The following is a 21142-nucleotide window of genomic DNA, read 5'->3' on the forward strand; positions in this document are numbered from 1 at the left end:
CTGGCAATTTGTCCGCTATGGGCCGTTTCGGAGGACTAGAGTCAACTGTAACCGCAATGTCACACCGATGAAGTTCCGGCAGCCAAGCGTCCGACTTCCATTGCTGCGCCGCCCCGGAATGCCTTAGACCGCTGCCATTCGGACGAGAGTCCGGACTCTGATCTTATACAATGGGGGGCGGTGGTCGCTTCCCGTTATAAAGGGGATAGCAATGTCTTATCGCTTCACGAAGGCTTCGCTGCTCACGGGCACGATCATGGCTGGTGCCATGTTCGCCGCGCCGCTGCACGCGCAGACCGCAACCGGCAACACCGACGATGCCACGGACCAGGAGCCCGCGCTCCAGGCTGAGCCCGATGTCATCGGTGCGCCGATCGTCGTGACCGGCTCGCGCATTGCGCGTCGCAATGTCGAAACCGCCGCTCCCGTTGCCGTCGTTGGCGATGAAGAGTTCCAGCTTTCGGGTACGGTCAACGTCGAGAACGTCATCAATACCCTGCCGCAGGTCATTCCCGGCACCACCTCCTTCTCGAACAACCCCGGCAACGGCACCGCGACGCTCAACCTTCGCGGTCTCGGCACCAACCGTAACCTCGTGCTGGTCAATGGTCGCCGCTGGATGTTCTTCGATACCGCCCAGGTCGTCGATCTCAACACCATCCCCTCGTTCCTGATCGACTCGGTCGACGTCGTGACCGGCGGTGCTTCGGCCGTTTACGGTTCTGACGCGCTTGCAGGCGTCGTCAACTTCCGCCTCCGCAATGTCGAAGGCGTCGAAATGGGCGGCCAGTACGGCCTGACCGAAGAGGGCGACGGCGAGACCTACGAAATCCACGGTGCGATCGGCACGGCGTTCGCCGATGGCCGCGGTAGCGCCACCGTTTTTGCCGAATATTACAACCGCTCCTCGGTGTTCCAGGGCGATCGCGGCTTCTCGCGCTTCGCGCTGAGCGACACCGTGTTCGGCCCCCCGCTGACGCAGGGCGGTTCGTCGATCCTTCCTCAGGGTCGTCTGACCTATCTCGGTGACGGCGATACGACGGGTACCGAATTCGATGCCAACGGCCTCGTCGTGTTCGACAGCCCCGGCAACTTCCGTCCGTTCGCCGGCGACGCGTACAACTACGCTCCCGTCAACTATCTCCAGGTTCCGCAGGAGCGTTACCTGCTGGGTGGCTATGCCGATTACGACATCGGCGGCGGGCACACGTTCTACACGGAAGTCGCTTTCGTGAACAACCGTGTGGCGACCGAGCTGGCTGCCACCCCGATCGCGCTCAACGTGGGTGTCGATCTGGCGACCGTTCAGCAGTTCCTTACGGCTGCCGATTTCGCGCAGCTGCAGCAGCTGGATGCGACCGAAACCGGTGCCGACGCGAACGATGGGATCGTCGATCTCCAGGTTCGTCGCCGTACCATCGAGACCGGTCCGCGTAACTCGCTCGACGAGCGCAATGCATTCCGCGTTCTTGGCGGCGTGCGTGGCCCGATCGGCGACTATCTGCAGTATGACGCGAACTACTTCTATGCACGGACGCGGAACGCCAACATCCAGCAGGGCAACATTTCGGCTTCCGCCTTTGTTGCCGGTCTCGATGGCACCGGTACGCCGATCAACATCTTCGGCCTGAACACGCTGACGCCGGAGCAGGTCGATGCGATTTCGATCCAGGCCCAGAACGGCGATGTCTCCACGCTGGAAGTGGTCAATGCCACGATCTCCGGTACGCTGGGCGACTTCGCTATCGGTCGCGCCGAGCCCATCGGGTTCGCGGTGGGTACCGAGTACCGCAAGGTCGCTTCGGAATTCCTCCCCGACACCGCGCTGTCCTCGGGCGACGTGATCGGCTTCAACGCCGGTGACGCAACCGAAGGCAGCTACGATGTGAAGGAAGCGTTCGGCGAATTGAACGTTCCGCTCGAATTCGGCTCCATGCGTCTCGAACTCAACGGCGCTGCCCGGTATTCCGAGTATTCGCTCGAGACCGTCGGCGATGCCTTCACCTACGCGGGCGGCGTCCAGTTCTCGCCGATCCCGGATGTGATCTTCCGTGCACAGTACCAGCGCGCCATCCGTGCGCCCAACGTCGCAGAGCTCTTCCAGGGCACGGCGATCGGGTTCCCGGCGGCAACCGACCCCTGCGGTACTGCGGCGGCAACGTCCGGTCAGTTGCGTGACCTGTGTCTCGCCAATGGTGTCCCGGCTGCCAATCTGGGCAATCAGCTGGCGATCCAGCCCGATGTGCAGATTGCGGCGCTGTTCGGCGGCAATCCGAACTTGAGCGAGGAAGTGTCCGACAGTTTCACCGCAGGTGTGGTGTTGCAGCCGGCCTTCGTTCCGGGTCTGACCATCACCGCCGACTACTTCGATATCCAGGTCGACAACGCGATCACCACGATCGGGCTGCAGACCGCTCTCGATCTGTGTTTCGGCGGCAATGGGCGTGCCCCGGCGGCGAGCATCAACGCTCCGAACTGCGCGAACTTCGTCGGGACGCGTGAGGCGAACGGTTCCTTCGACCGTCAGAACGCTCCGGTGCTTGGTGGCGCAAACATCGCGTCGCTCGGCGTGTCGGGTGTCGATCTCGAGGTGGCGTACACCTCCTCGCTCCCGTTCTCGCTTTTCACCGACACGGGTGAGCAGCGGGTCAACCTGACGTTCCTCGGTACCTGGACCGAAAGCTCGTTCTTCGTTCCTGACGTCGCCAATCCCGACGCAGTGATCGAGTGTGCCGGACAGTTCGGCCTGACCTGCGGCGAGCCCACTCCGGAGTTCAAGTGGACGAGCCGTGCTTCGTTCATCGATGGTCCGGTGACCACGTCGATCGCATGGCGTCACGTCAGTGCTGTCGGTGACGACGATGCCGATACCAACTATGCGGCCTTCAACGGCGTCGAAACGATCGAAGCTTACGATCTGATCGATCTCTCGTTCGGTTTCGACATCTACGAGAACTTCAGCATGAACATCGGCGTGAACAACCTGTTCAACACGCTTCCGGACACCCCGGTGTTCGACGCGAACGGCGACGTGGTTGGTCGCCCCAACTCGCTGCTGCTGGGCGACAACCAGGAGCAGGCCAACACCTACCCGAGCACCTACGACGTGCTGGGTCGCCGTTACTTCGTGTCGGGCACGTTCAAGTTCTAAGAACGCGCTCGCCGCAAGGCGAAAGAAAGAAGGGCGGTGGACTTCGGTCCGCCGCCCTTTTTCTTTGCCGCATGCAGTTCTTGTCGCCAGCCTCTTTCGGGACGGTCGAAGCCCGGAGACATGGAAGCGGACCAATTCCTGACTGGCTCATGTTCTCAAGGTAGCCGCCTTACTCTGACGGGATCCGCACTGCGTTATAAGTGGTCTGGATTCGATTGAGCTCGGTTCGCGAATGAAGAAGTGGTCGCTCTGCCTTGCAGAGATGTCTTCCTGCCCGATTATACTCCCGGCAATTTGTCGCGGGCAAATAGTGCAGATAGTTTGCCGAGGCGCAATCAGCGCAGGATGAGGAGGCCGACATGAAAGAGCTTTGTGTGAGAGCAGCTGTTGCAGTGATGATCCTCGGCTGGGGGACGGCGCCATTGCACGCGCAGTCCAGCGACGCCGCATTTCTCCAGTGCATGCAGGACTGCCAGGACTGGCAGCCGAACGCCCAGATCGAGCGCCAGTGCGAGAACTGGTGCTATGTCCGCTACCAGCCAAATTGAAGCAACGTCATCGGCAAGATCCCCGTGGCGAAGAGACCTGACACAAGGGCTTTTCGCCACGGGGCATCGTCTAGTTTACCACACCCGATACAGACTAGAAATTCGGTGAATTCATCCGGAAGCTGACGGTGCCGACCTGGATGGTTTTTTGCGTTCAGGTGCGAAGTTCAAGCTACCTGAACACAATAAAGTCGCCAAAAGGACGACCGGATGGCTCGCAAACGCCACTTGTTGTCTGCAAACCGAGGTCGGCTGCAGCGAAGGCCGCGACCAGCCGCGCGCGATCGTCTGCAACGGCACAGGCCCGAGCCAGCGTGTCGATCCGACCGATTTCGTTGCGCGCCTGGCGCTCGATGGAAGCGAGCGTCTCGAGCATCCATGGGACTCCGGCCCGTCCGCCCATCTGCAGCGTTCGGCGGGCGGCTTCGGGTATTTCCCATCCGGGCGAATGACGTCCGAAGCGCTGTTCGCCCGCAACAGCCGTTGCGGCTGCGGCGTCAAGCGCGACTTGCAGGCCGCCGGGGCCCATGGTGAGCGCCGAACTCGCGCGCGCGACCACAGAAGCCTCGTCCAGAGCCCAAGCTATTGCCTCGGCCCGCGGCCGGTTGTGCTCGAGGATCGGACCGTCTCCACGATGGACCAGCAGACCAACACTGCCGCCTGGGCGCAGGACCCTCGCGATTTCGCCGGCCGTCGCGTCGATATCGCCATATTCGAAGCCGAACTGGCTCGTCACCGCGTGGAAACGGGAGTCGGGAAAGGGAAGCGCTTCCATCGCCACCCCCGCGCGTATCTTCGTTCCGCGCGGGGCAGGCGGAAGCTGCGGAGCGAGATCGGCGCCGGTGAGCTTGAGATCGCGCCGACGTGCCAGCATCCATCTGAGCACCCGGCCGTCGCCCGTGGCCAGATCGAGCAGTTGCGCCGACCTGGGCAATTTGGCGATAAAATCGTACCAGACAGCCTTTTGCGCGTCCTCAATGCCGCTACAGCCCTCGGGCAGGCAACCGCCACCGGACGGAGTGCGATCGCCGCCCGCGTTGTTGGCCCAAAATTCCGTCCATGGACCGCCGCCGGGCGGGCTGTTGCCGGTCATGGTCTTCGTCCTTCCAAAGGCACGACATCGAAAGCGACCGTCATCCGTTCCCCCGTCCCGAACGATGTGGTGCCGTGGTAAAGCGTGCTGGGGAACAGGGCGAGATAGCCCGGTTCGGGGCGGATGGTCGCCAGCGGTGCCAGATCGCTGCGAAGATCGCGGGCGGGCCGACCGATTTCCAGCCAGCCCTGCCGTTCTTCTCCCGACGCATCCTCGGGAACGATCAGGTACAGCGCGGAAGAGAGCACGCCCTGCGGGTGGATATGCGCGATGTGATAGTCGCCGCCGCCGCTCAGCCGCACCGACCAGGATCCTGCGAGTCCCAGCGGCGCTTCGGCGTGCCGCAGCAGCGGGTGGGCCGCGTCCGGTGCGGGCAGTCCTGACCGGTATCGCTCGATCGTCGCAAGGATTGCCGCGCGCAGTTCGGCCAGCACGGGCTCGGTCCGATCGAACAGGATGCCGCGCGTCTGCGTTCCCCCGCGCAAGCTCTGCCCCAGCGGGAGCGGCGAGTTGCCGTGCAGTTCGCGCAGCTGCGCCACGACCCGGTCGAGCAGGTCCTCGCTGCCGCAAAGCGCCAGGCGCTGGACCAGCCCTTGCTGGCCATGCAGCCATTCGGAGCGCGGATCGTCGGTCAGCCGCCAGACCACTCCCCGCAAGGCCCAGGCCCCGATGCTCCAGGGCTCGCGCTCCAGCGCCCGCTCAAGCAATTTGTCGGCCCGCTCGAACTCGCCGGTCCGAATGCGATGGCGCGCCTCGTGAATCCAGCGCTGCGGCTCGTCCAGGCTCAGCCCGGAGAAAATCGCCTCGGCCCGCGCGTCGTCGCCCGCGGAGCCGGCGTTGACCGCTTCGAGCAGTGAGAAGGCCTCCTGCTCCGGAAAGCGCGCGCGGGCCTCGGCGGCGACTTCGGCCGCCTCGGCGGCGAAATCCAGCCCGGCGAGCGCTTCGGCATGGGCATGGGGGATATTCGTATCGGCGGGCTGGCGGCGCGCCGCTTCGCGGTAATGGTCGGTGAAATCCCTTTCCCCCGCGGCGAGCTTGAGCTGGGCGAGGAACTTAAGGCCGTCGAGCCAGGCGGGAGCCTGCGCCGTGACCTGTTCCATGATTTGCCGCGCTGCATCGCTGCGCCCGGCGACATCGAGCGCCTGCGCCTTGCCCAGCCACAGGTCCGGCTCGCCGGGGTTGACCGCCAGGGCCGCATCGAAGCGGGTTTCGGCATCGGCTTCGCCGCGTTCGATCGCGACGCGGGCGCGGCCATGCAGTCCGCGGCCATGCTGCGGATCGAGCGCGAGACAGCGGTCGTAGGCGCGTGCGGCATCCGCCATCCGCTGCGCCGCACGCGCGGCATTCCCGCGGGCGGACCAATAGCGCGGTAGAGCCTGCGCCCGAGCTTCGATCGCGGCCAGCAGGTCGCAAGCTTCGGCGTGGCGCTCGAGCCGCCCCAGCGCGATGGCGCGGTTGATCGCGAACTCCGGATTGCCGGGCGCCAGCGACTGCGCGCGGGCGAACAGAGCTTCCGCTTCGGCTGCATCGCCGCCGCGCAGCGTCAGCGAGCCGGCATCGTTATGGAGATCGGCGTTGTCCGGCCATTCGGCCAGCCCCTGGGCCAGGATCGCCCGGGCTCTCGCCGGATCACCCGCGCGTTCGGCGGCGATCGCACGCTCGTGCCATTCGCGCGGGGTCGACGGGTTCACCTGTCGCGCAGCCATCCGGTGATCGCATAACGCCCCGTCGGGGCAAACGGCGGCACATAGGTGACCGCGTGGCTTTGCGGTACGGCGAACAGGTTGAGCGCGTTGAACCGCGGGCGGAAGCCCTCGACGATGTCGCCGTCCTCGTCGAGGAAGGTGAGATAGCCCCCCCAGTCGGGGTGCCAGTCCTCTCGCGCGACATTGAGCACATAGGCGACGCGCCAGCCTTCGGCGACGTGGCTGTCGATATGGCGCCCGAGATAGTGCTGCGCGGCATAAAAGGTGGCTTGGCCGTCGGCGCGGACGATCTCGGGGATGCCGGTCACTTCGCGCACGAGATCGAGGAAGTCGGGGGCGTTGAGATATTCGAGCAGCAATTCGTAAGGTCCGCCGGGATCCCAGCCCTGACTGAGCGCCTCGACGATGGGATAGTGCGCATAGCGGAAGCCGTAATCGCCCCGCGCGCTGGCCTCCTGCGCCTGCCGACCGAGGCGGTTGGCCTTTTCGACCCCGGCCTGCGTCGCCAGTTCGGCGTTGGAAATGGATTGCGGCGGAGTGTCCGCGGAGTCGCCGCCGCGCATCGCCAGGCTCCAGCGAGTCGTCTGCAGGATCGACTGGATCTCGCGCGCGGTCTGGGGGGTCAGCACATCGCGAACCTGTACGCGGGTGCGCTCGGCAAAGCGGCGGGCCAGGGCAGGGCGGTCGAGCCCGGGATTTATTTCGAAGAGCGCTTTATCCATGATCCGCGACCGCTTCTGCCTCGCGGCTCTTGTCTTGGCAACCCAGGCGCAGGGGCCGATCGGGTCAGCGGCTTGACCGCCTCTGCCCCGCCCCTTAGGCAATCGAAAAACAGGTAGCAGATCGAAACCGGAGAGAGCCGCAATGCCAGAAGCCTATATCGTCGAAGCCGTCCGCACCGCCGGGGGCAAACGCGGAGGGCGGCTCTCCGGCGTCCATCCGGTCGATCTTGCCGCAAGAACGCTCGATGCTGTGATCGAGCGCAGCGGGATCGATCCCAAGGCCGTCGACGATGTCATCATGGGCTGCGTCAGCCAGGGCGGCGAGCAGGCGATGCAGGTCGGGCGCAACGCGGTGCTGGCGACCAAACATCTGGGCGAGGGCACGCCCGCGGTCACCATCGACCGCCAGTGCGGCTCGAGCCAGCAGGCGATCCAGTTCGCGGCGCAGGCGGTGATGAGCGGAACGCAGGATTGCGTCATCGCCGCCGGCGTCGAGAGCATGAGCCGGGTGCCGATGGGTTCGACCGCGATGTTCCACATGAAGGAAGGGCTGGGGAACTACAAATCTCCGGGTCTCGAGGAGAAGTATCGCGGCATCCAGTGGTCGCAATTCATGGGCGCGGAGATGATCGCCCAGAAGCATGGCTTCTCGAAGGACGATCTCGACGAATTCGCGCTCCAGAGCCACCGCAAGGCTGCGAAAGCCACCGAAGCCGGCGCGTTCGAGAAGGAAATCGTCCCGATCGCGATCGAGACCCCCGAGGGTGATGCCATGCACACGGTCGACGAGGGCATCCGCTTCGATGCGACGCTCGAAGGCATCCAGTCGGTCAAGAAGCTGTCCGAAGACGGCAAGATCACCGCCGCTTCCAGCAGCCAGATCTGCGATGGATCGAGCGCGGTGCTGGTGGTGTCCGAACGGATGCTCAAGGAGCACGGGCTCACGCCGCTGGCGAGAATTCGAAATCTGACCGTAACCGCGGGCGATCCGGTCATCATGCTGGAGGAACCGCTGTTCGCCACCGACCGGGCGCTGGAGCGCGCCGGGATGAAGATCGAGGATATCGATCTCTACGAGGTCAACGAGGCCTTTGCTCCGGTTCCGCTGGCCTGGCTCAAGCACACCGGTGCCGATCCCGACCGGCTCAACATCCACGGCGGCGCCATCGCACTCGGCCATCCGCTGGGCGCCAGCGGTACCAAGCTGATGGCGACGCTGGTCCATGCGCTGCGCCGCGAGGGCAAGAAATTCGGCCTGCAGACGATGTGCGAAGGCGGCGGCGTCGCCAATGTGACGATCGTCGAAATCGTCTAGCCAAATCGCAACCCCGGTCTAGGTCGCCCGTAGCCCGCAGTTCCCCGAATCCAAGTGCAATGTACCGGCCTCCGCCGGACCCATTCAGCCTATCAGGAGAGAACAGATGGAAGTTTCCGCCAATACCCCCGCAGTCGTTACCGGTGGCGCCTCGGGCCTGGGTGCCGCGACCGCGCGCGCCCTCGCCGCCAAGGGCGCCAAGGTCGCGATCTTCGACATGAACGAAGAGAAGGGCTCCGCCCTGGCCCAGGAGCTGGGCGGCGTGTTCTGCAAGGTCAACGTGACCAGCGACGAGGAAGTCGACGCCGGTTTCGCCAAGGCCCGCGAAGCGCATGGCCAGGAGCGCATCCTGGTCAATTGCGCCGGTATCGGCAACGCCATCAAGACCGCCAGCCGCGACAAGCAGTCGGGCGAGATCAAGAGCTTCCCGATCTCCGCCTTCGATTTCGTGATCCAAGTCAATCTGATCGGCACCTTCCGCTGCATCGCCAAATCGGCCGCCGGGATGATGACGCTCGAGCCGCTGAGCGAGGACGGCGATCGCGGCGCCATCGTCAACACCGCCTCGGTCGCGGCGGAAGACGGCCAGATGGGCCAGGCCGCCTATTCCGCTTCCAAGGGCGGCGTCGTGGGCATGACCCTGCCGATCGCGCGCGATCTGATGCGCGAGGGCATCCGCGTGAACACGATCCTGCCCGGCATCTTCAACACCCCGCTGATGAACGCCGCACCGCCGCAGGTGAAGGAAGCGCTGGCCGCCAGCGTGCCGTTCCCCAAGCGGCTCGGCAATGCCGAGGAATACGCCAAGCTCGCCATGTGCATGATCGAGACGGGCTATTTCAACGGCGAGGATGTCCGCCTCGACGGCGCGATCCGGATGGCGCCGCGGTAACAACCAGTACGAACGGAAGGGCGGCTCTCGGGCCGCCCTTTTCACATGTGCCGCCAGGACTTGGGAGAGAGACATGGCCGACTATACTCAGATCAAGCTCGATATCGCCGATGGCATCGCCACGCTGACGCTGCATCGTCCCGAGAAGATGAACGCCTTCACCCGCGTGATGATGGACGAGATCATCAGCGCGATCGACACGACCGATGCCGACGACAGCGTCCGCGCGGTGATCTTTACCGGTCATGGCGACCGCGCCTTTTGCGCCGGGGCGGATCTGACGCCCCAGGGCGGCGGCCATGTGTTCTCCGATCCCAACCCGGTCGAGGACCTCTCCGACGAGCGCGTACGCGACGGCGGCGGGCGGCTGGTGCTGCGGCTGTTCAATTCGCAAAAGCCGCTGATCTCGGCCTGCAACGGGGTCGCGGTGGGGGTGGGCGCGACGATGCAACTGCCGATGGACATCCGCCTCGCCGCCGAAGATGCGCGCTTCGGCTTCGTCTTCGCGCGGCGCGGGATCACCCCCGAGGCGGCTTCGAGCTGGTTCCTGCCGCGGCTCGTGGGAATGCAGACCGCGCTCGAATGGTGCATGACCGGGCGGATTTTTTCCGCCGAAGAGGCTCGGGACCGCGGGCTGGTGCGCTCGCTCCACCCGCGTGCGGAACTGATGGACGCGGCAAATGCGATCGCCCGCGAGATCGCCGACAACACCTCTGCGGTCTCGGTAGCGATGACCCGCGCCATGCTGTGGCGGCTGTCCGCGACGGAGCACCCGATGATGGCGCACCGGATCGACAGCCGCTCGATCTATCGCCTCAGCCGCAGCGCGGACGCCAAGGAAGGTATCGCCAGCTTCCTCGAGAAGCGCACGCCCGAATATCCGGACACGGTCGGAGCGGACATGCCGGACTTCTACCCGTGGTGGGACGAGCCCGCGTATAAATAGTTGCGCCTGATACGGTCTTGCCAAGGCGGGCGGGACGGCTAAGCTTCCGGGCATGTCGAAACGTCAGCCTACCCGCCAACCTTCCCAGCGCCTTGCGGACTTCCTGCCCTATCAATTGTCGATCGCGTCCAACGCGGTCTCGACCCGGATCGCCGAACAATATCGCCGCCGCTTCGCACTGCGGACCACCGAATGGCGGATCATGGCGGTGCTGGGCGACAGCGGACCGTTGACCCAGCGCCAGCTCACCCAGCTGACCTTGATGGACAAGGTTCCGGTCAGCCGTGCCTGCAAGGAGCTGGAGCAGCGCGGGCTGGCCGAGCGGACCCCCAACGAGGCCGACGGACGCTCGCATCTGCTCCAGCTGACTACGGAGGGACGCGGGGTCCATGCCGGGATCATGCCGCTGGCCAAGAAGATCGAGGCCGAACTGTTTTCCGTTCTCGACGCGGGCGAGCGCGATCAGTTGCGCACTATGCTGGTGCGATTGCGCGAAGCTGCGGGCGATTTCGACGCCGAGAGCCTGGTCGGCTAGAGTCGGCAGAACGGCTCGGTGCCGACCGCAGGATCGTCGCTCAAATCCCGCCCGAGAAGGCGTCGGATATCGAACAGGCCGCCGGTCCGAGAATGACGATGAAGAGCACCGGCAGGATGAACAGGATCAGCGGCACGGTCATGATCGCGGGCAGGCGCGCGGCCTTCTCCTCGGCCCGCATCATCCGCGAATTGCGGAATTCGGCGGACAGCACGCGCAGCGCGGAAGCCAGCGGGGTGCCGTATTTCTCGGTCTGTACCATGGTCGTGACGACGCCCTTGATGTCCTCCAGATCGACCCGGTAGGCGAGGTTGTTGAAAGCTTTCCTACGCTCGTTGAGGAAGGATAGCTCGATCGCGGTCAGCGCGAACTCGTCGCCCAGTTCGGGGTAGGCGCGACCCAGTTCCTTGGCCACGCGGTTGAAGGCGGCATCGACCGTCAGACCGGCCTCGGCGCAGATCACCAGCAGGTCGAGCGCGTCGGGCAGACCCTTGCGCAGCGCGTCGGTCCGCTTGCTCGCCAGGTTCTTGAGATAGATCTCGGGACCCTTGTAGCCCAGGCCCACCGCAGCGGTGAGCGCGAACAGCTTCTTCATGGCGCCCCACTCGGGGAAGCTGTTCATGAGATAGACGTAGAGGAACACCAGCCCGCCCAGGATCAGCGGCAGCGCCAGCCGCAGACCGATGATGAGGACTGCCAGTTCCTTGTTGCGGAAGCCGGCGTGGGCCAGTTTTTGCTGGATGTCCTCGATCTGGCTCTGCTGCAGCACCTTCATGCTGTCGAGCGTATCCTTCACCTTGTCCGTGGTGTCGGAATTGCGGACCAGCTTCTGGCGCTTCTTGGCGTTGTTGGTGACGATCCCCGCCTTGAGTTCGTCGCGGCGCTCGTTGAGCGCCTTGACGCGCCGGGCCATCGGATCCCTGATCGTCACCGCGGTGTAGATCGCGAAGATCACGGCGAAAGCGGCGATTCCGGCGAGAATCGATCCGACCATGATGACGTCGAAGCCGAGGAGGGTGGGGCCGGCGGGCGTGTTCATTGTGCTTTCCGTCCCTTAGATTTCGAAGCTGACCATCTTGGCCATGATGAAGACCCCGATGCTCATCCAGACCAGCCCGCCCAGGCCGGCCACGATCAGGCGATCCTCGGTGAAGAAGCCGCCGACGTATTCCGGATTGATCCACCAGACCATGCCGAAGACGATGAAGGGCAGCGCGCCGACGATGTAGGCCGAAGCCTTGGATTCCGAGCTCATCGCGCGGATCTTGAGCTTCATCTGCCCGCGTTTGCGCAGCACGTCTGAAAGGTTGGACAGCGTTTCCGCCAGATTGCCGCCCGTTTCGCGCTGTATGGCGAGCGTGATGCAGAAGAAGTTGAATTCCGGGATGCCGAGGCGATCCGCCGTGACCTGAAGCGCCTCTTCCATCGTGCGGCCGATCTTGATCCGCTCGACGATTGATTTGAATTCCTCGCCGACGGGGCCGGAGATTTCCTGTGCGACCACGGCCAGCGTTTCGGTTACCGGGAGGCCGGAGCGCAGCCCGCGGACGAGCAGTTCGATGGCATCGGGAAACTTCGCGTTGAACTGGGCGGTGCGCTTCTTGACGAAATAGCCGACCAGCATGTGCGGTATGCCCGCCCCGAAGAGTACCCCGACGCCCAGCGCGAGGGGCAGGGCCCCCGATCGCAGATACAGCAATACGGTAAACGCGAGCGTCAGACCGAGCGACGCGTAAGCGTATTGCGAGAGGCTCCAGCCCTTGCCCGTCCGGTCCAGCCGGATGGCCAGCGCCTCGATCCGCGAGGTCGACCCTGCAACCTTCTGCAATCTCGGTTTGCGCGCTGCGATCGCCTTCTTGAACTGCGATTCCACCTTGGTGTCGGTGCTCTCCGAATGACGAAAACGCACCTGCTGCAGCCGGCGTTGCCCCGCCTTGGCAGGGGACGGGCCGGACAGCATGGCATAGCCGAGCACCAGCAACCCGAGGGTGCCGGCGATGACCAGCAGGAACTGGATCGTGCTCATGTTGCGTCTCCGGCTATCTTCATTCCATCATGCGTCTTCGAGCAGGAAGCGAACGGGGTCCGTTTCCTGCTCCTGGCATCAGTCCGCAGCTGCCGCGACCGGCGAGGCGGGTTTGGGCTTCTTTGCCAGCAGCGATTTCAGATCGAAGCTGCCAAGCAGCGATTTCTTGCCGGCATCGACCGCGGCTTCCGCCTGTTCCTCGATACCGCCGATGATGCGCTCGCCGAGCGATTTGATCGCCGATGCGGCCTTGCTCTGGCCGTTCGCTTCGATGAAGGGCTGACCCAGCTTGGCGGCGGTGGCGGCACCCTTCTGATCGAAAGCGACGGTGAAATCGATCTTGCGCTCGATCGAGGCTTCGAAATCGGCTTTGCTGATCTCGGCAGTTCCCGCTTGCACCTTGTTGGCGACGACGATCGGCAGAGCGTGGCTGGCATTGGTCTTGAGCCAGGACAGCAGCCGGATCGAATCGCGGGCGGAGGCGAGCGTCATCTCGGTCGCCAGCACCACGATGTTCACGTCGTTGAGCAGATGCGGGAAATTGATCAGCATGTTGCGCGGCAGATCGACCACGGTCATCTCGAAGGCTTGGCGGAACTCTTCCTCCAGCTGGAGGAAGGCCGCTCCATCGGTCATCAGCGGCGAATTGATCGGCGCCTCTGCGGACAGGATCGCGAGATTGTCGTGCGCGCGGATCATGGCGCGCTCGATGAACAACCCGTCGATCCGGCTGGGATTGTCGATCGCGTCGGTCAACCCGCGACCCGGTTCCAGATCCAGCGCCAGCGCCCCGGTGCCGAAATGGATGTCGAGATCGAGCAGCGCGGTGGAGAGATGCTTGTTCGCGGCGAAGTACCAGCTGAGCGAGGTCGCCAGCGTGGAAGCGCCGACGCCCCCGCGGGTGCCGACGATCGCGGTGGATACGTGGCTCTTGACCGCTTCGGCTTCGCCGGTGCGCGGCGCGCTGAACACCGTCTGCGCCTGGTTGAGCGAATCGCGCAACGCAGTCGCCGACAGGGGCTTGAGCAGGTAATCGTGAATCCCGCTCGCGAGCAGATCGCGATAGAGCCGCACATCGTTGACCTGGCCGATCGCAATCACCACCGTACCGGGTTCGCAGACCTCGGCGAGCGAGTTGATGTCGTTGAGCGGGTCGCCGCTCTCCGACAGGTCGACCAGCAGGATGTTGGGGCTGGCGCTGACCGAAAGCGACTGGATGGCGTTGCGAAGACCGCCCTTGTTGCATTTCTCGGGAGCCCAGCCGAGTTCGATGACCACGGGCCGCAAGACGTCGAGCGCGTTCTCGTCGCAGATATAGGCGGCGAAGGGGTCGCGACCATTGCCGCTGGCGCCGGATTTCCAAGGTGCATTCATGGCTTATTCCCCTCCGGTGTCGACTTCGCCGAGCCCGCCGACCCCGGTCGGTTCGGCAGCCCGGTAGGCGTTGATCGCCTTGGTCGAGGTGGTCACGACGGTCTCGCCAGTGCCCGTCTGGCCGGCGATCAGATCCTCCGGATTGGCGACCATGGCAGCGAGGTTCGAATTCACGCCGCAACCGAAACCGGGATGGGTCGCATTGTTGTAATTGGCTTCGGTCTTCACCGACCAGTCGGGGCACCCCGGAACCGCGGCGGTCGAGCGGGTGATCACCACGCGCGCCTGGCCCGGCGCAACGTAGCCTCCGGTCATCGGCGAGCCTTCGGCCACCATCAGCCCATAACGGCCGGCGAGCGCGGATACCGCTTCGCGGGTCGCAACCGAATTGCCCGGATCGTCAATCGAGATGCGATCGCCATAGCGCAGATCCATCGCCTCGAACCAACCCGCCAGCCGCTGCTGCTCGGAGATCGGCAGACCGCCTTGCGGGGCGTCGATGTCGAGCGTGTAGTTGGCGCGCTCTACCACCGGTTGCTTGACGCTGTAGAGCGAACGGTTTTCTGCCATCCCGCCGCATCCGGCGAGCGCGACGCCCAGCGAAAGGGCGACGGCTCCGGCGATCTTGCGATTGAAATTGATACGCATGGGTCTAGGTCCCCTCACTTGAAGCTGAAGCCGGGAGCGGCGGCGACGTTGCCGTCACGCTCCTGCCGGCGCGGTGCCGCGGGCTGGGTGGCGGCCTGCGCGTCCGGAGCGCGCAGCACCTGCGGCGCGACCGGAATGGCGTCGGAAACCGTGGGTCCCGGACGGCTCGCTCCCGATACTCCGTCGTTCTCGTAATAGCCGAGCAGGCTCTGGGCCGTATTGGGCGACTGATAGCCGTCGGTCGGCAGCGCGATCCGGTTGCCGTCGATCGGCTTGACCAGATAGGGCGTGACCACGATGACGAGCTCGGTTTCGCCGCGACGGAAATTGGTCGAGCGGAACAGATTGCCCAGGATCGGTACATCGCCCAGGCCAGGGGCCTTCTCGATCGAGTTCTGGGCGCTGGTCGACAGCAGCCCGGCGATCATGAAGCTCTGCCCGGAGCCCAGTTCCACCGTGGTTTCCGCGCGGCGGGTGATGAGGGCAGGGACCTGGAAACCGTTGAGATTGATTGCTCCCTGGGTGGACAATTCGGAGACTTCGGGCCGGACCCTGATCGAGATCCGTCCGTTCGCCAGAACCGTCGGAGTATAGGCGAGGCTGACGCCGTAATTCTTGTATTCGATCGTCGTGGTGCCCAGCCCCTGGGCGAGCGGGATCGGGAACTCGCCGCCGGCAAGGAATTCGGCGGTTTCACCCGAGAGTGCGGTCAGATTGGGTTGCGACAGGGTCGTCACCAGACCTTGCGTTTCGGCGAGGTCGAGCGCCGCCCCGATGTCGAGACCGAGCAATTGCCCCGCAAAGCCGAGAGTCGATCCGATATCGGCACCCGGAATGCTGGTCCCGGGTCGCTGCTGGACCTGTCCTGTTACCGGATTGATGAACTGATCGGTGACCGTCACCCCGACGCCCAGCGAGCCACCCGGCGCCAAGACGTTGGGCTTGCTGCCGTTGGCCACGCCGAACTGGAAGCCGCCGGTGCTGTCGATGGTGGCGAGATTGGCACCCAGCGTGCGCACGAGCGAGCGGCTGACTTCGGCGAAGCGCACCTGCAGATTGACCTGCAGCGGAGTCGCCATTCGCAACCGGCTGATGACATTGGTTTCATCGCCCACGAAAGCTTCGACCAGCGTCTGCGCTTCGGCGGCGTCTTCGGGCGCCGCCACGGTGCCGGTCAGCAACACGGTGTTGGTGCCCATGGTGGCGACCGAAACCTTGGCTTCGGGCATCGCCAACGCGAGCATCTGATCGATGCTGCCGATGTTGGATCCCACGCGGACGTTGGCCGACCAGATGATGTCGCCCGCCGCGTTGCTGGCATAGATCGTGGTCTCGCCTCCGGCGCGGCCGAAGACATAGAGCTGACGCTGCGATTTCACCTGAACATCGGCGATCTTGTCGTCGGCGACGAAAATGTCGCTCATGCTGCCGGGCACGTTGATCAATTCGCCCTTGCCGATCGAAAGGACGATGCTCTGCGAGGGCCTGACCGAGCTTTGCGCTGAGGCGACGGTCGTCGGAATGCTGGCCAGCGGCGCAAGCGCCAAGCTGGCGAGCAGCATCTTTGCAGTAAGACGACGTTTCATTGGTTTAAGCCCCCTGATGGCTTCGAAGTGGTCGGCTGCGGTCATATCCTGCGTCACCGATCCCTCTCGTGGAGTGTGCAGCTTGCCGGTCATCGCGTCTTTCCGACCGGTACGACGGATGTTTCCTGGCCACGGGTGACGCGCACGATCGGCCCGCTCGGAATGGTACGGGTCTCGGCTGCCGGCATCGGAACGCCGGGAATCCCGCGCGGCGCCTCTGTGCTGCGGTCGGCGGTGCGCGGCGCAGTCTGGGGCGGAACCGAGGAACGCTGGAAGCGGGAGACATCGCCGCCGGTGGCGAAGGAGCCGCGCGCATCGCTCGGCTTTGCCATGGCCTGGCGCAGCAGCTTCTCTTCCTCTTCGGGCGTTGCGTCGTCGGGAATGACGATGTCGCCGCGGGCGAGGACCTGCTCGAGTTCGCTCTGGCTGTCGGCCAGCGAGCGCAGCGACAGGCTGAGGGTGCCGACGGTTTCGGCGACCGCGATCTTTTCGGCGATCTTCGGGGTCACTTCGAGGGTGACGGTGCGGGTTTCCCGGACGACCGTCTTGCCTTCGACGACTTCCTGCGTGGTCGACTGGTCGGTCGCAAGCACGCGAAGGTTACGCAAGATGGTTTCCGAGGCGTTCAGCGGCGGCCCCTCGACCCCGTTGACCGTCTGGGTCAGCATGATGTCGACCCGGTCGCCCGGGAAGACGAAGCCGGCGACACCGGTCTTGGCCGAAACCGGCACCGTCACGGCGCGCATGCCCGGCCCGAGCGCAGCGGCAAGGAAGCCGCTGTCGCCGGGGCTCACGAGGGAACCCTGGGTGACGGGCTGGCCGGCGGTGATCGGATGACGCACCACCGTGCCCAGCAATCTGGTCATATCGGATTCGCCTTCGACGAAATAGGCGTCGGCGACCATTTCGCCCGGCCACAGCTGAAATCCGATGGCATCGGCGGTGATGATGGTGCCGACCGGCAGCGCCCGCTGCGCCACCAGAACCTTGGGACCTTTGGGAACGGCCTGCGCCGCTTGCGCCTGAGGCGCCGCAGCGCCCGCGAACATGCTTCGTGCGATCAGGGCCGTTCCGATCGCGATGACCAGCGCGCCGACCAACAGAACCAGCTTCTTCCTATCCATGGCTTTACAAGGCCCCTTGTTTGTCCGCCTGCAAGACGCGACGGACGGCTATGGTTTCGGGGCATAAGGCCCGATTGGTTAAGATCGCGTTTTCAACCCCATGCCGCCGCGGGCAGGGCGGCGACGAAATCACCGGTGGCTATGGTCCAGATGCCGCCCGCTGCGATGGCGAGGCCGTAGGGCACGCGAATCTGCTCTTCCTGCCGGCGCAGCACACGCAGCGAGGCCAGCGTGACGACGGTCAGAAGCAGGACCGGCAGCATGGCCACCCCGAGCATCAGGGCCAGGCCTCCTGTGACGGCTGGCGACAGGGCGGCTGGCAAGGAAAGGCTGGGGCCGCCCAGAACGGCACTGGCGAAGGCGGCTGCAATCAGCGTGCAGGCGATCAGCACGCCGAGATCGCGCCGGGGAGTGGGGGTGGGCTCTCGTGAGTGGCCCACTTGCCAGGCTCCCATGACGAGCGTCAGCACCCAGCCGACCATCACCATCACGACGAGGAGATCGAGAAAGGCCGCCGGGGGGATCCACAGCGCCAGCGCAGTCAGCAGCTTGACGTCGCCGCCGCCCATCTGTCGCATCGCGAAAAACAGGCAGCACAGCGCCAAGGTGAGCCCAGCGACGCCGAGCTGGATCGCGACGCCGGGCCACAGCGCTAGCCCGCTCGCCCACCAGAACAGGGGCGCAGCCAGCGCGATGGCGGCGTTCAGACGGTTGCCGATCGTTCGGCTGCGCAGATCGGTGACGATCGCCACCAGCAGTGCGATTGCCAATGCGCCGAGCAATACGTAGGTGAAAAATCCGTGCATTGGGCCCCTGGGGATCGCGCTTCGCGGGCGTGCTCCAGGAACGTGCTACAGGAACGTGCTTACCAAACGGTAACCATCGGGGAGGCAGCGATCGCGACGTATCAACAGGACGGGGCTAGCGGTGGCCCGGGAGGGCCGGGCGAGCCAATCGAGAGGCGCGAAATCCCCCCTGCCGCGCGCGAATCGCACTGGACGGCTGCCGACGGTCATCGGCTGAGGCGGATCGACTGGCCCGGCGACGAGACCGCTCCGCGCGGATCGATCCTGTTCCTGCCGGGGCGCGGCGATGCCTATGAGAAATATCTGGAGACGCTCGGGCAATGGCATCGCGCCGGCTGGCGGGTGACCGCGGCGGATTGGCGCGGGCAGGCGGGGTCGGGCCGCCTCGGGGCGGACGCGGTCACTGGGCATATCGACGATTTCGGCACCTGGGTGAACGACCTTTCGCAGCTATGGAAGGTGTGGCAGGCGGAGACGCCGGCGCCGCATGTGCTCGCCGGCCATTCGATGGGCGGACATCTGGTGCTGCGGGCGCTGGTGGAGGGTCGGGTCGATCCGGCTGCCGTCGTTCTGAGCGCTCCGATGATAGGGACGGCGGGGCCGCCGCTGCCGCCGCGGGTTCAACATTGGGTCGCCAGACTGATGACCGGGATCGGAGCTCCGTCGCGACCGGCGTGGAAATGGAGCGAGAAGCCGGGCGAGATGCCGGCGTCCCGCCAGGCGCTGCTGACGCATGACGACGCTCGCTACGCCGACGAATTGTGGTGGCGCGAACAGCGGCCTGAGCTCGCGATGGGGCCGGGTAGCTGGGGCTGGGTGGAACGCGCCTTCGCCTCCCGACGCGTCCTCGACGCCGCAGGAGCGATGGAGGCGGTCGAGACGCCGGTGCTGCTCGTTTCTACCGCAAACGACAAGCTCGTCAGCCACGACGCGGTCGTGCGCGCGGCGGCGCGCCTGCCGCGCGGAGAATTGCTCGCCTTCGGTAGCGAGGCGCGGCACGAGATCCTGCGCGAGATCGATCCGGTGCGCGACCGCGCACTGACGGCGATCGCCGATTTCCTCGACCGCACTGCGCCGCCGCAACCCGCATGACCGCCTATGACTTCGCCATCGTAGGCGCCGGGATGGCCGGGGCGAGCCTCGCCGCCGAGCTGGCCGATCACGCTTCGGTCCTGCTGGTCGAAGCGGAGGACCGGCCCGGATATCACGCGACGGGTCGCTCCGCCGCCTTCTGGGAGGAATGCTACGGCGGTCCGGAGATCGTCCCGCTGACGCTGGCATCGGGGGCCTATCTGCGCGAGCATGGATTCCTCCACCAGCGCGGCGCCCTGTATATCGGACGCGACGAGGATGCGCCGCTGCTGGACGATTTCGTCGAGGAATTCTCGGGAACGGGCGCGACTATCGAGAGGCTCGATAGGCAGGCGTTGGTTGCAAGGGCTCCGGGCCTGCGGTCGCAATGGAAAGGCGCAATTTGGGAGCCGGCATGTTCGGATATCGACGTGGCAGGCCTGCACGCGCATTATCTGGCGCTGGGGCGCGAGCGCGGCGTCCGGCTGGAAACCCGGGCGCGGCTGATTGCCGCCGCCAAGAGCGGTGATGGCTGGGCGTTGCGGAGCGAACGCGGCGAGACCTTCGTCGCCCGGATGCTGGTCGACGCGGCGGGGGCCTGGGCGGATCAGTTGGCCCGGCTCGCCGGCGCGCAACCCATGGGCATCCAGCCGTTGCGGCGGACGGTGGTGCAATTGCGCACCGATCCCGCGCCGCCAGCCGACTGGCCGCTGGTGCTGGATATCGGCGGAGGCTTCTATTTCAAGCCCGAGGCCGGTCGGCTGTGGCTCAGCCCCAGCGACGAAACGCCCAGTGCCCCCTGCGATGCCGCGCCCGAAGAACTGGCGGTGGCGCAAGCGATCGAGCGTCTGTCGCAGGTGGTCGACTGGCGGGTCGAGGCCGTCGAGCATCGCTGGGCGGGCCTGCGCAGCTTCGCGCCCGATCGCCTGCCGGTCTATGGCTTCGATCCGCAGGTGGAAGGCTTCGCCTGGTTCGCGGGCCAGGGCGGCTACGGGATACAGACTGCACCCGCGGCTGCGCGGCTGACCGCGCAAGTGCTGCTCGGCAATGGGCGCGACGCCATGACGGCGGGGCTCGAAGCGGCGCTTTACGCGCCGGAGCGGTTCACTGCGCCCGGACGCCGGCCTGAATAATTCTATCGTGCGGCGGCGATGCGATCCGCTTCGTCGCTGGCGAGTTGGTCGACGCGGTCGTTCTCCGGGTGCCCGGAATGGCCCTTGACCCAGTGCCAGGTCACCTGGTGGCGGTCGGTCAGCGCGATCAATTCGTGCCACAGATCGGCGTTGCGCACCGGCTTCTTGCTGGCGTTGATCCAGCCGCGCTTCTGCCAGCCCTCGACCCACTTGGTGATGCCGTCGATCAGATATTTGCTGTCGGAATAGATCGCGACCTCGCAGGGCTCGATCAGCGCGCCCAGGCCTTTGATCGCCGCCGTCATCTCCATGCGGTTGTTGGTGGTGGCGGGATCGCTGCCGGACAGTTCCTTCTCGTGCGGCCCCAGGCGCAGCAGGGCGCCCCAGCCGCCGGGGCCGGGATTGCCCTTGCAGGCTCCATCGGTGAACAGTTCGACGCGTCTCATGCAAAAATCCCTAGCGTGGT

Annotated in this window: 19 protein-coding genes; 8 read left to right on the forward strand and 11 right to left on the reverse strand. The window is 65.3% G+C overall.

Going from position 1 to position 21142, the window contains the following annotated elements; all coding sequences use genetic code 11:
- Window positions 1-211: 211 nt before the first annotated feature.
- Window positions 212-3151: a TonB-dependent receptor domain-containing protein gene (locus Q9K01_RS04265; protein WP_305928950.1), complete on the forward strand. Its 2940-nt coding sequence runs from the start codon at window positions 212-214 to the stop codon at window positions 3149-3151.
- Window positions 3152-3510: 359 nt separating this feature from the next.
- Window positions 3511-3699: a hypothetical protein gene (locus Q9K01_RS04270; protein ID WP_305928951.1), complete on the forward strand. Its 189-nt coding sequence runs from the start codon at window positions 3511-3513 to the stop codon at window positions 3697-3699.
- A 172-nt stretch (window positions 3700-3871) separates the two neighbouring features.
- Here the strand turns inward: Q9K01_RS04270 and Q9K01_RS04275 are convergent, their stop codons facing one another.
- From Q9K01_RS04275 to Q9K01_RS04285, 3 genes are read right to left on the reverse strand one after another with little or no spacing between them, the layout of a single operon-like run.
- Entirely contained in the window at window positions 3872-4792 is a 921-nt protein-coding gene (locus Q9K01_RS04275; RefSeq protein ID WP_305928952.1) for a class I SAM-dependent methyltransferase, read from the reverse strand.
- Window positions 4789-6498, reverse strand: coding sequence for a 2OG-Fe(II) oxygenase family protein (locus Q9K01_RS04280; RefSeq protein WP_305928953.1), 1710 nt, complete (start codon window positions 6496-6498; stop codon window positions 4789-4791). Before Q9K01_RS04280 ends, Q9K01_RS04275 begins: the two co-directional genes overlap by 4 nt.
- Entirely contained in the window at window positions 6480-7220 is a 741-nt protein-coding gene (locus tag Q9K01_RS04285) for a 2OG-Fe(II) oxygenase (protein WP_305928954.1), read from the reverse strand. The genes Q9K01_RS04280 and Q9K01_RS04285 overlap by 19 nt, the downstream gene beginning before the upstream one ends.
- A 142-nt stretch (window positions 7221-7362) precedes the next feature.
- Between Q9K01_RS04285 and Q9K01_RS04290 the strand changes: the two genes are divergently transcribed.
- From Q9K01_RS04290 to Q9K01_RS04305, 4 genes are all read left to right on the forward strand, one after another.
- Window positions 7363-8535, forward strand: coding sequence for an acetyl-CoA C-acetyltransferase (locus Q9K01_RS04290; RefSeq protein ID WP_305928955.1), 1173 nt, complete (start codon window positions 7363-7365; stop codon window positions 8533-8535).
- 106 nt (window positions 8536-8641) lie between these two features.
- The gene (locus Q9K01_RS04295) at window positions 8642-9427 is read left to right on the forward strand and encodes an SDR family NAD(P)-dependent oxidoreductase (RefSeq protein ID WP_305928956.1); all 786 of its coding nucleotides are present in this window, start codon (window positions 8642-8644) and stop codon (window positions 9425-9427) included.
- 73 nt (window positions 9428-9500) lie between these two features.
- Complete coding sequence (locus Q9K01_RS04300; RefSeq protein ID WP_305928957.1) at window positions 9501-10373, forward strand: crotonase/enoyl-CoA hydratase family protein; 873 nt, start codon at window positions 9501-9503, stop codon at window positions 10371-10373.
- A gap of 52 nt (window positions 10374-10425) precedes the next feature.
- Entirely contained in the window at window positions 10426-10908 is a 483-nt protein-coding gene (locus Q9K01_RS04305) for a MarR family winged helix-turn-helix transcriptional regulator (protein ID WP_305928958.1), read from the forward strand.
- A gap of 40 nt (window positions 10909-10948) precedes the next feature.
- Here Q9K01_RS04305 and Q9K01_RS04310 read toward each other — a convergent pair whose 3' ends face one another.
- The 7 genes from Q9K01_RS04310 to Q9K01_RS04340 form a co-directional block, all read right to left on the reverse strand.
- Window positions 10949-11947 carry a type II secretion system F family protein gene (locus Q9K01_RS04310; protein WP_305928959.1) on the reverse strand — a complete coding sequence of 333 codons (999 nt, stop codon included), beginning with the start codon at window positions 11945-11947 and terminating at the stop codon, window positions 10949-10951.
- A 15-nt stretch (window positions 11948-11962) separates the two neighbouring features.
- Window positions 11963-12934: a type II secretion system F family protein gene (locus Q9K01_RS04315; protein ID WP_305928960.1), complete on the reverse strand. Its 972-nt coding sequence runs from the start codon at window positions 12932-12934 to the stop codon at window positions 11963-11965.
- 78 nt (window positions 12935-13012) lie between these two features.
- Window positions 13013-14308: a pilus assembly protein CpaE gene (locus Q9K01_RS04320; RefSeq protein ID WP_305928961.1), complete on the reverse strand. Its 1296-nt coding sequence runs from the start codon at window positions 14306-14308 to the stop codon at window positions 13013-13015.
- A 3-nt stretch (window positions 14309-14311) separates the two neighbouring features.
- A complete protein-coding gene (locus tag Q9K01_RS04325; RefSeq protein WP_305928962.1) occupies window positions 14312-14956 on the reverse strand; it encodes a CpaD family pilus assembly protein in 645 nt (214 codons plus the stop codon).
- A gap of 14 nt (window positions 14957-14970) precedes the next feature.
- Window positions 14971-16542, reverse strand: coding sequence for a type II and III secretion system protein family protein (locus Q9K01_RS04330; RefSeq protein WP_305928963.1), 1572 nt, complete (start codon window positions 16540-16542; stop codon window positions 14971-14973).
- Window positions 16543-16631: 89 nt separating this feature from the next.
- A complete protein-coding gene (gene cpaB, locus Q9K01_RS04335; RefSeq protein WP_305928964.1) occupies window positions 16632-17666 on the reverse strand; it encodes a Flp pilus assembly protein CpaB in 1035 nt (344 codons plus the stop codon).
- A gap of 92 nt (window positions 17667-17758) precedes the next feature.
- Window positions 17759-18472, reverse strand: a complete 714-nt coding sequence (locus tag Q9K01_RS04340) for an A24 family peptidase (protein ID WP_305928965.1) — start codon at window positions 18470-18472, stop codon at window positions 17759-17761.
- A 147-nt stretch (window positions 18473-18619) separates the two neighbouring features.
- Here Q9K01_RS04340 and Q9K01_RS04345 point away from each other — a divergent pair, with 147 nt between their 5' ends.
- Complete coding sequence (locus tag Q9K01_RS04345; protein WP_305929178.1) at window positions 18620-19564, forward strand: alpha/beta hydrolase; 945 nt, start codon at window positions 18620-18622, stop codon at window positions 19562-19564.
- Complete coding sequence (locus Q9K01_RS04350; RefSeq protein ID WP_305928966.1) at window positions 19561-20676, forward strand: NAD(P)/FAD-dependent oxidoreductase; 1116 nt, start codon at window positions 19561-19563, stop codon at window positions 20674-20676. The genes Q9K01_RS04345 and Q9K01_RS04350 overlap by 4 nt, the downstream gene beginning before the upstream one ends.
- 2 nt (window positions 20677-20678) lie before the next feature.
- On the opposite strand, the gene rnhA is transcribed toward Q9K01_RS04350, so the two are convergent.
- Window positions 20679-21122 carry a ribonuclease HI gene (rnhA, locus tag Q9K01_RS04355; protein WP_305928967.1) on the reverse strand — a complete coding sequence of 148 codons (444 nt, stop codon included), beginning with the start codon at window positions 21120-21122 and terminating at the stop codon, window positions 20679-20681.
- Between the last annotated feature and the right edge of the window lie 20 nt (window positions 21123-21142).

This window comes from Qipengyuania benthica, assembly GCF_030717865.1.
Classification (GTDB): Bacteria; Pseudomonadota; Alphaproteobacteria; order Sphingomonadales; family Sphingomonadaceae; genus Qipengyuania; species Qipengyuania benthica.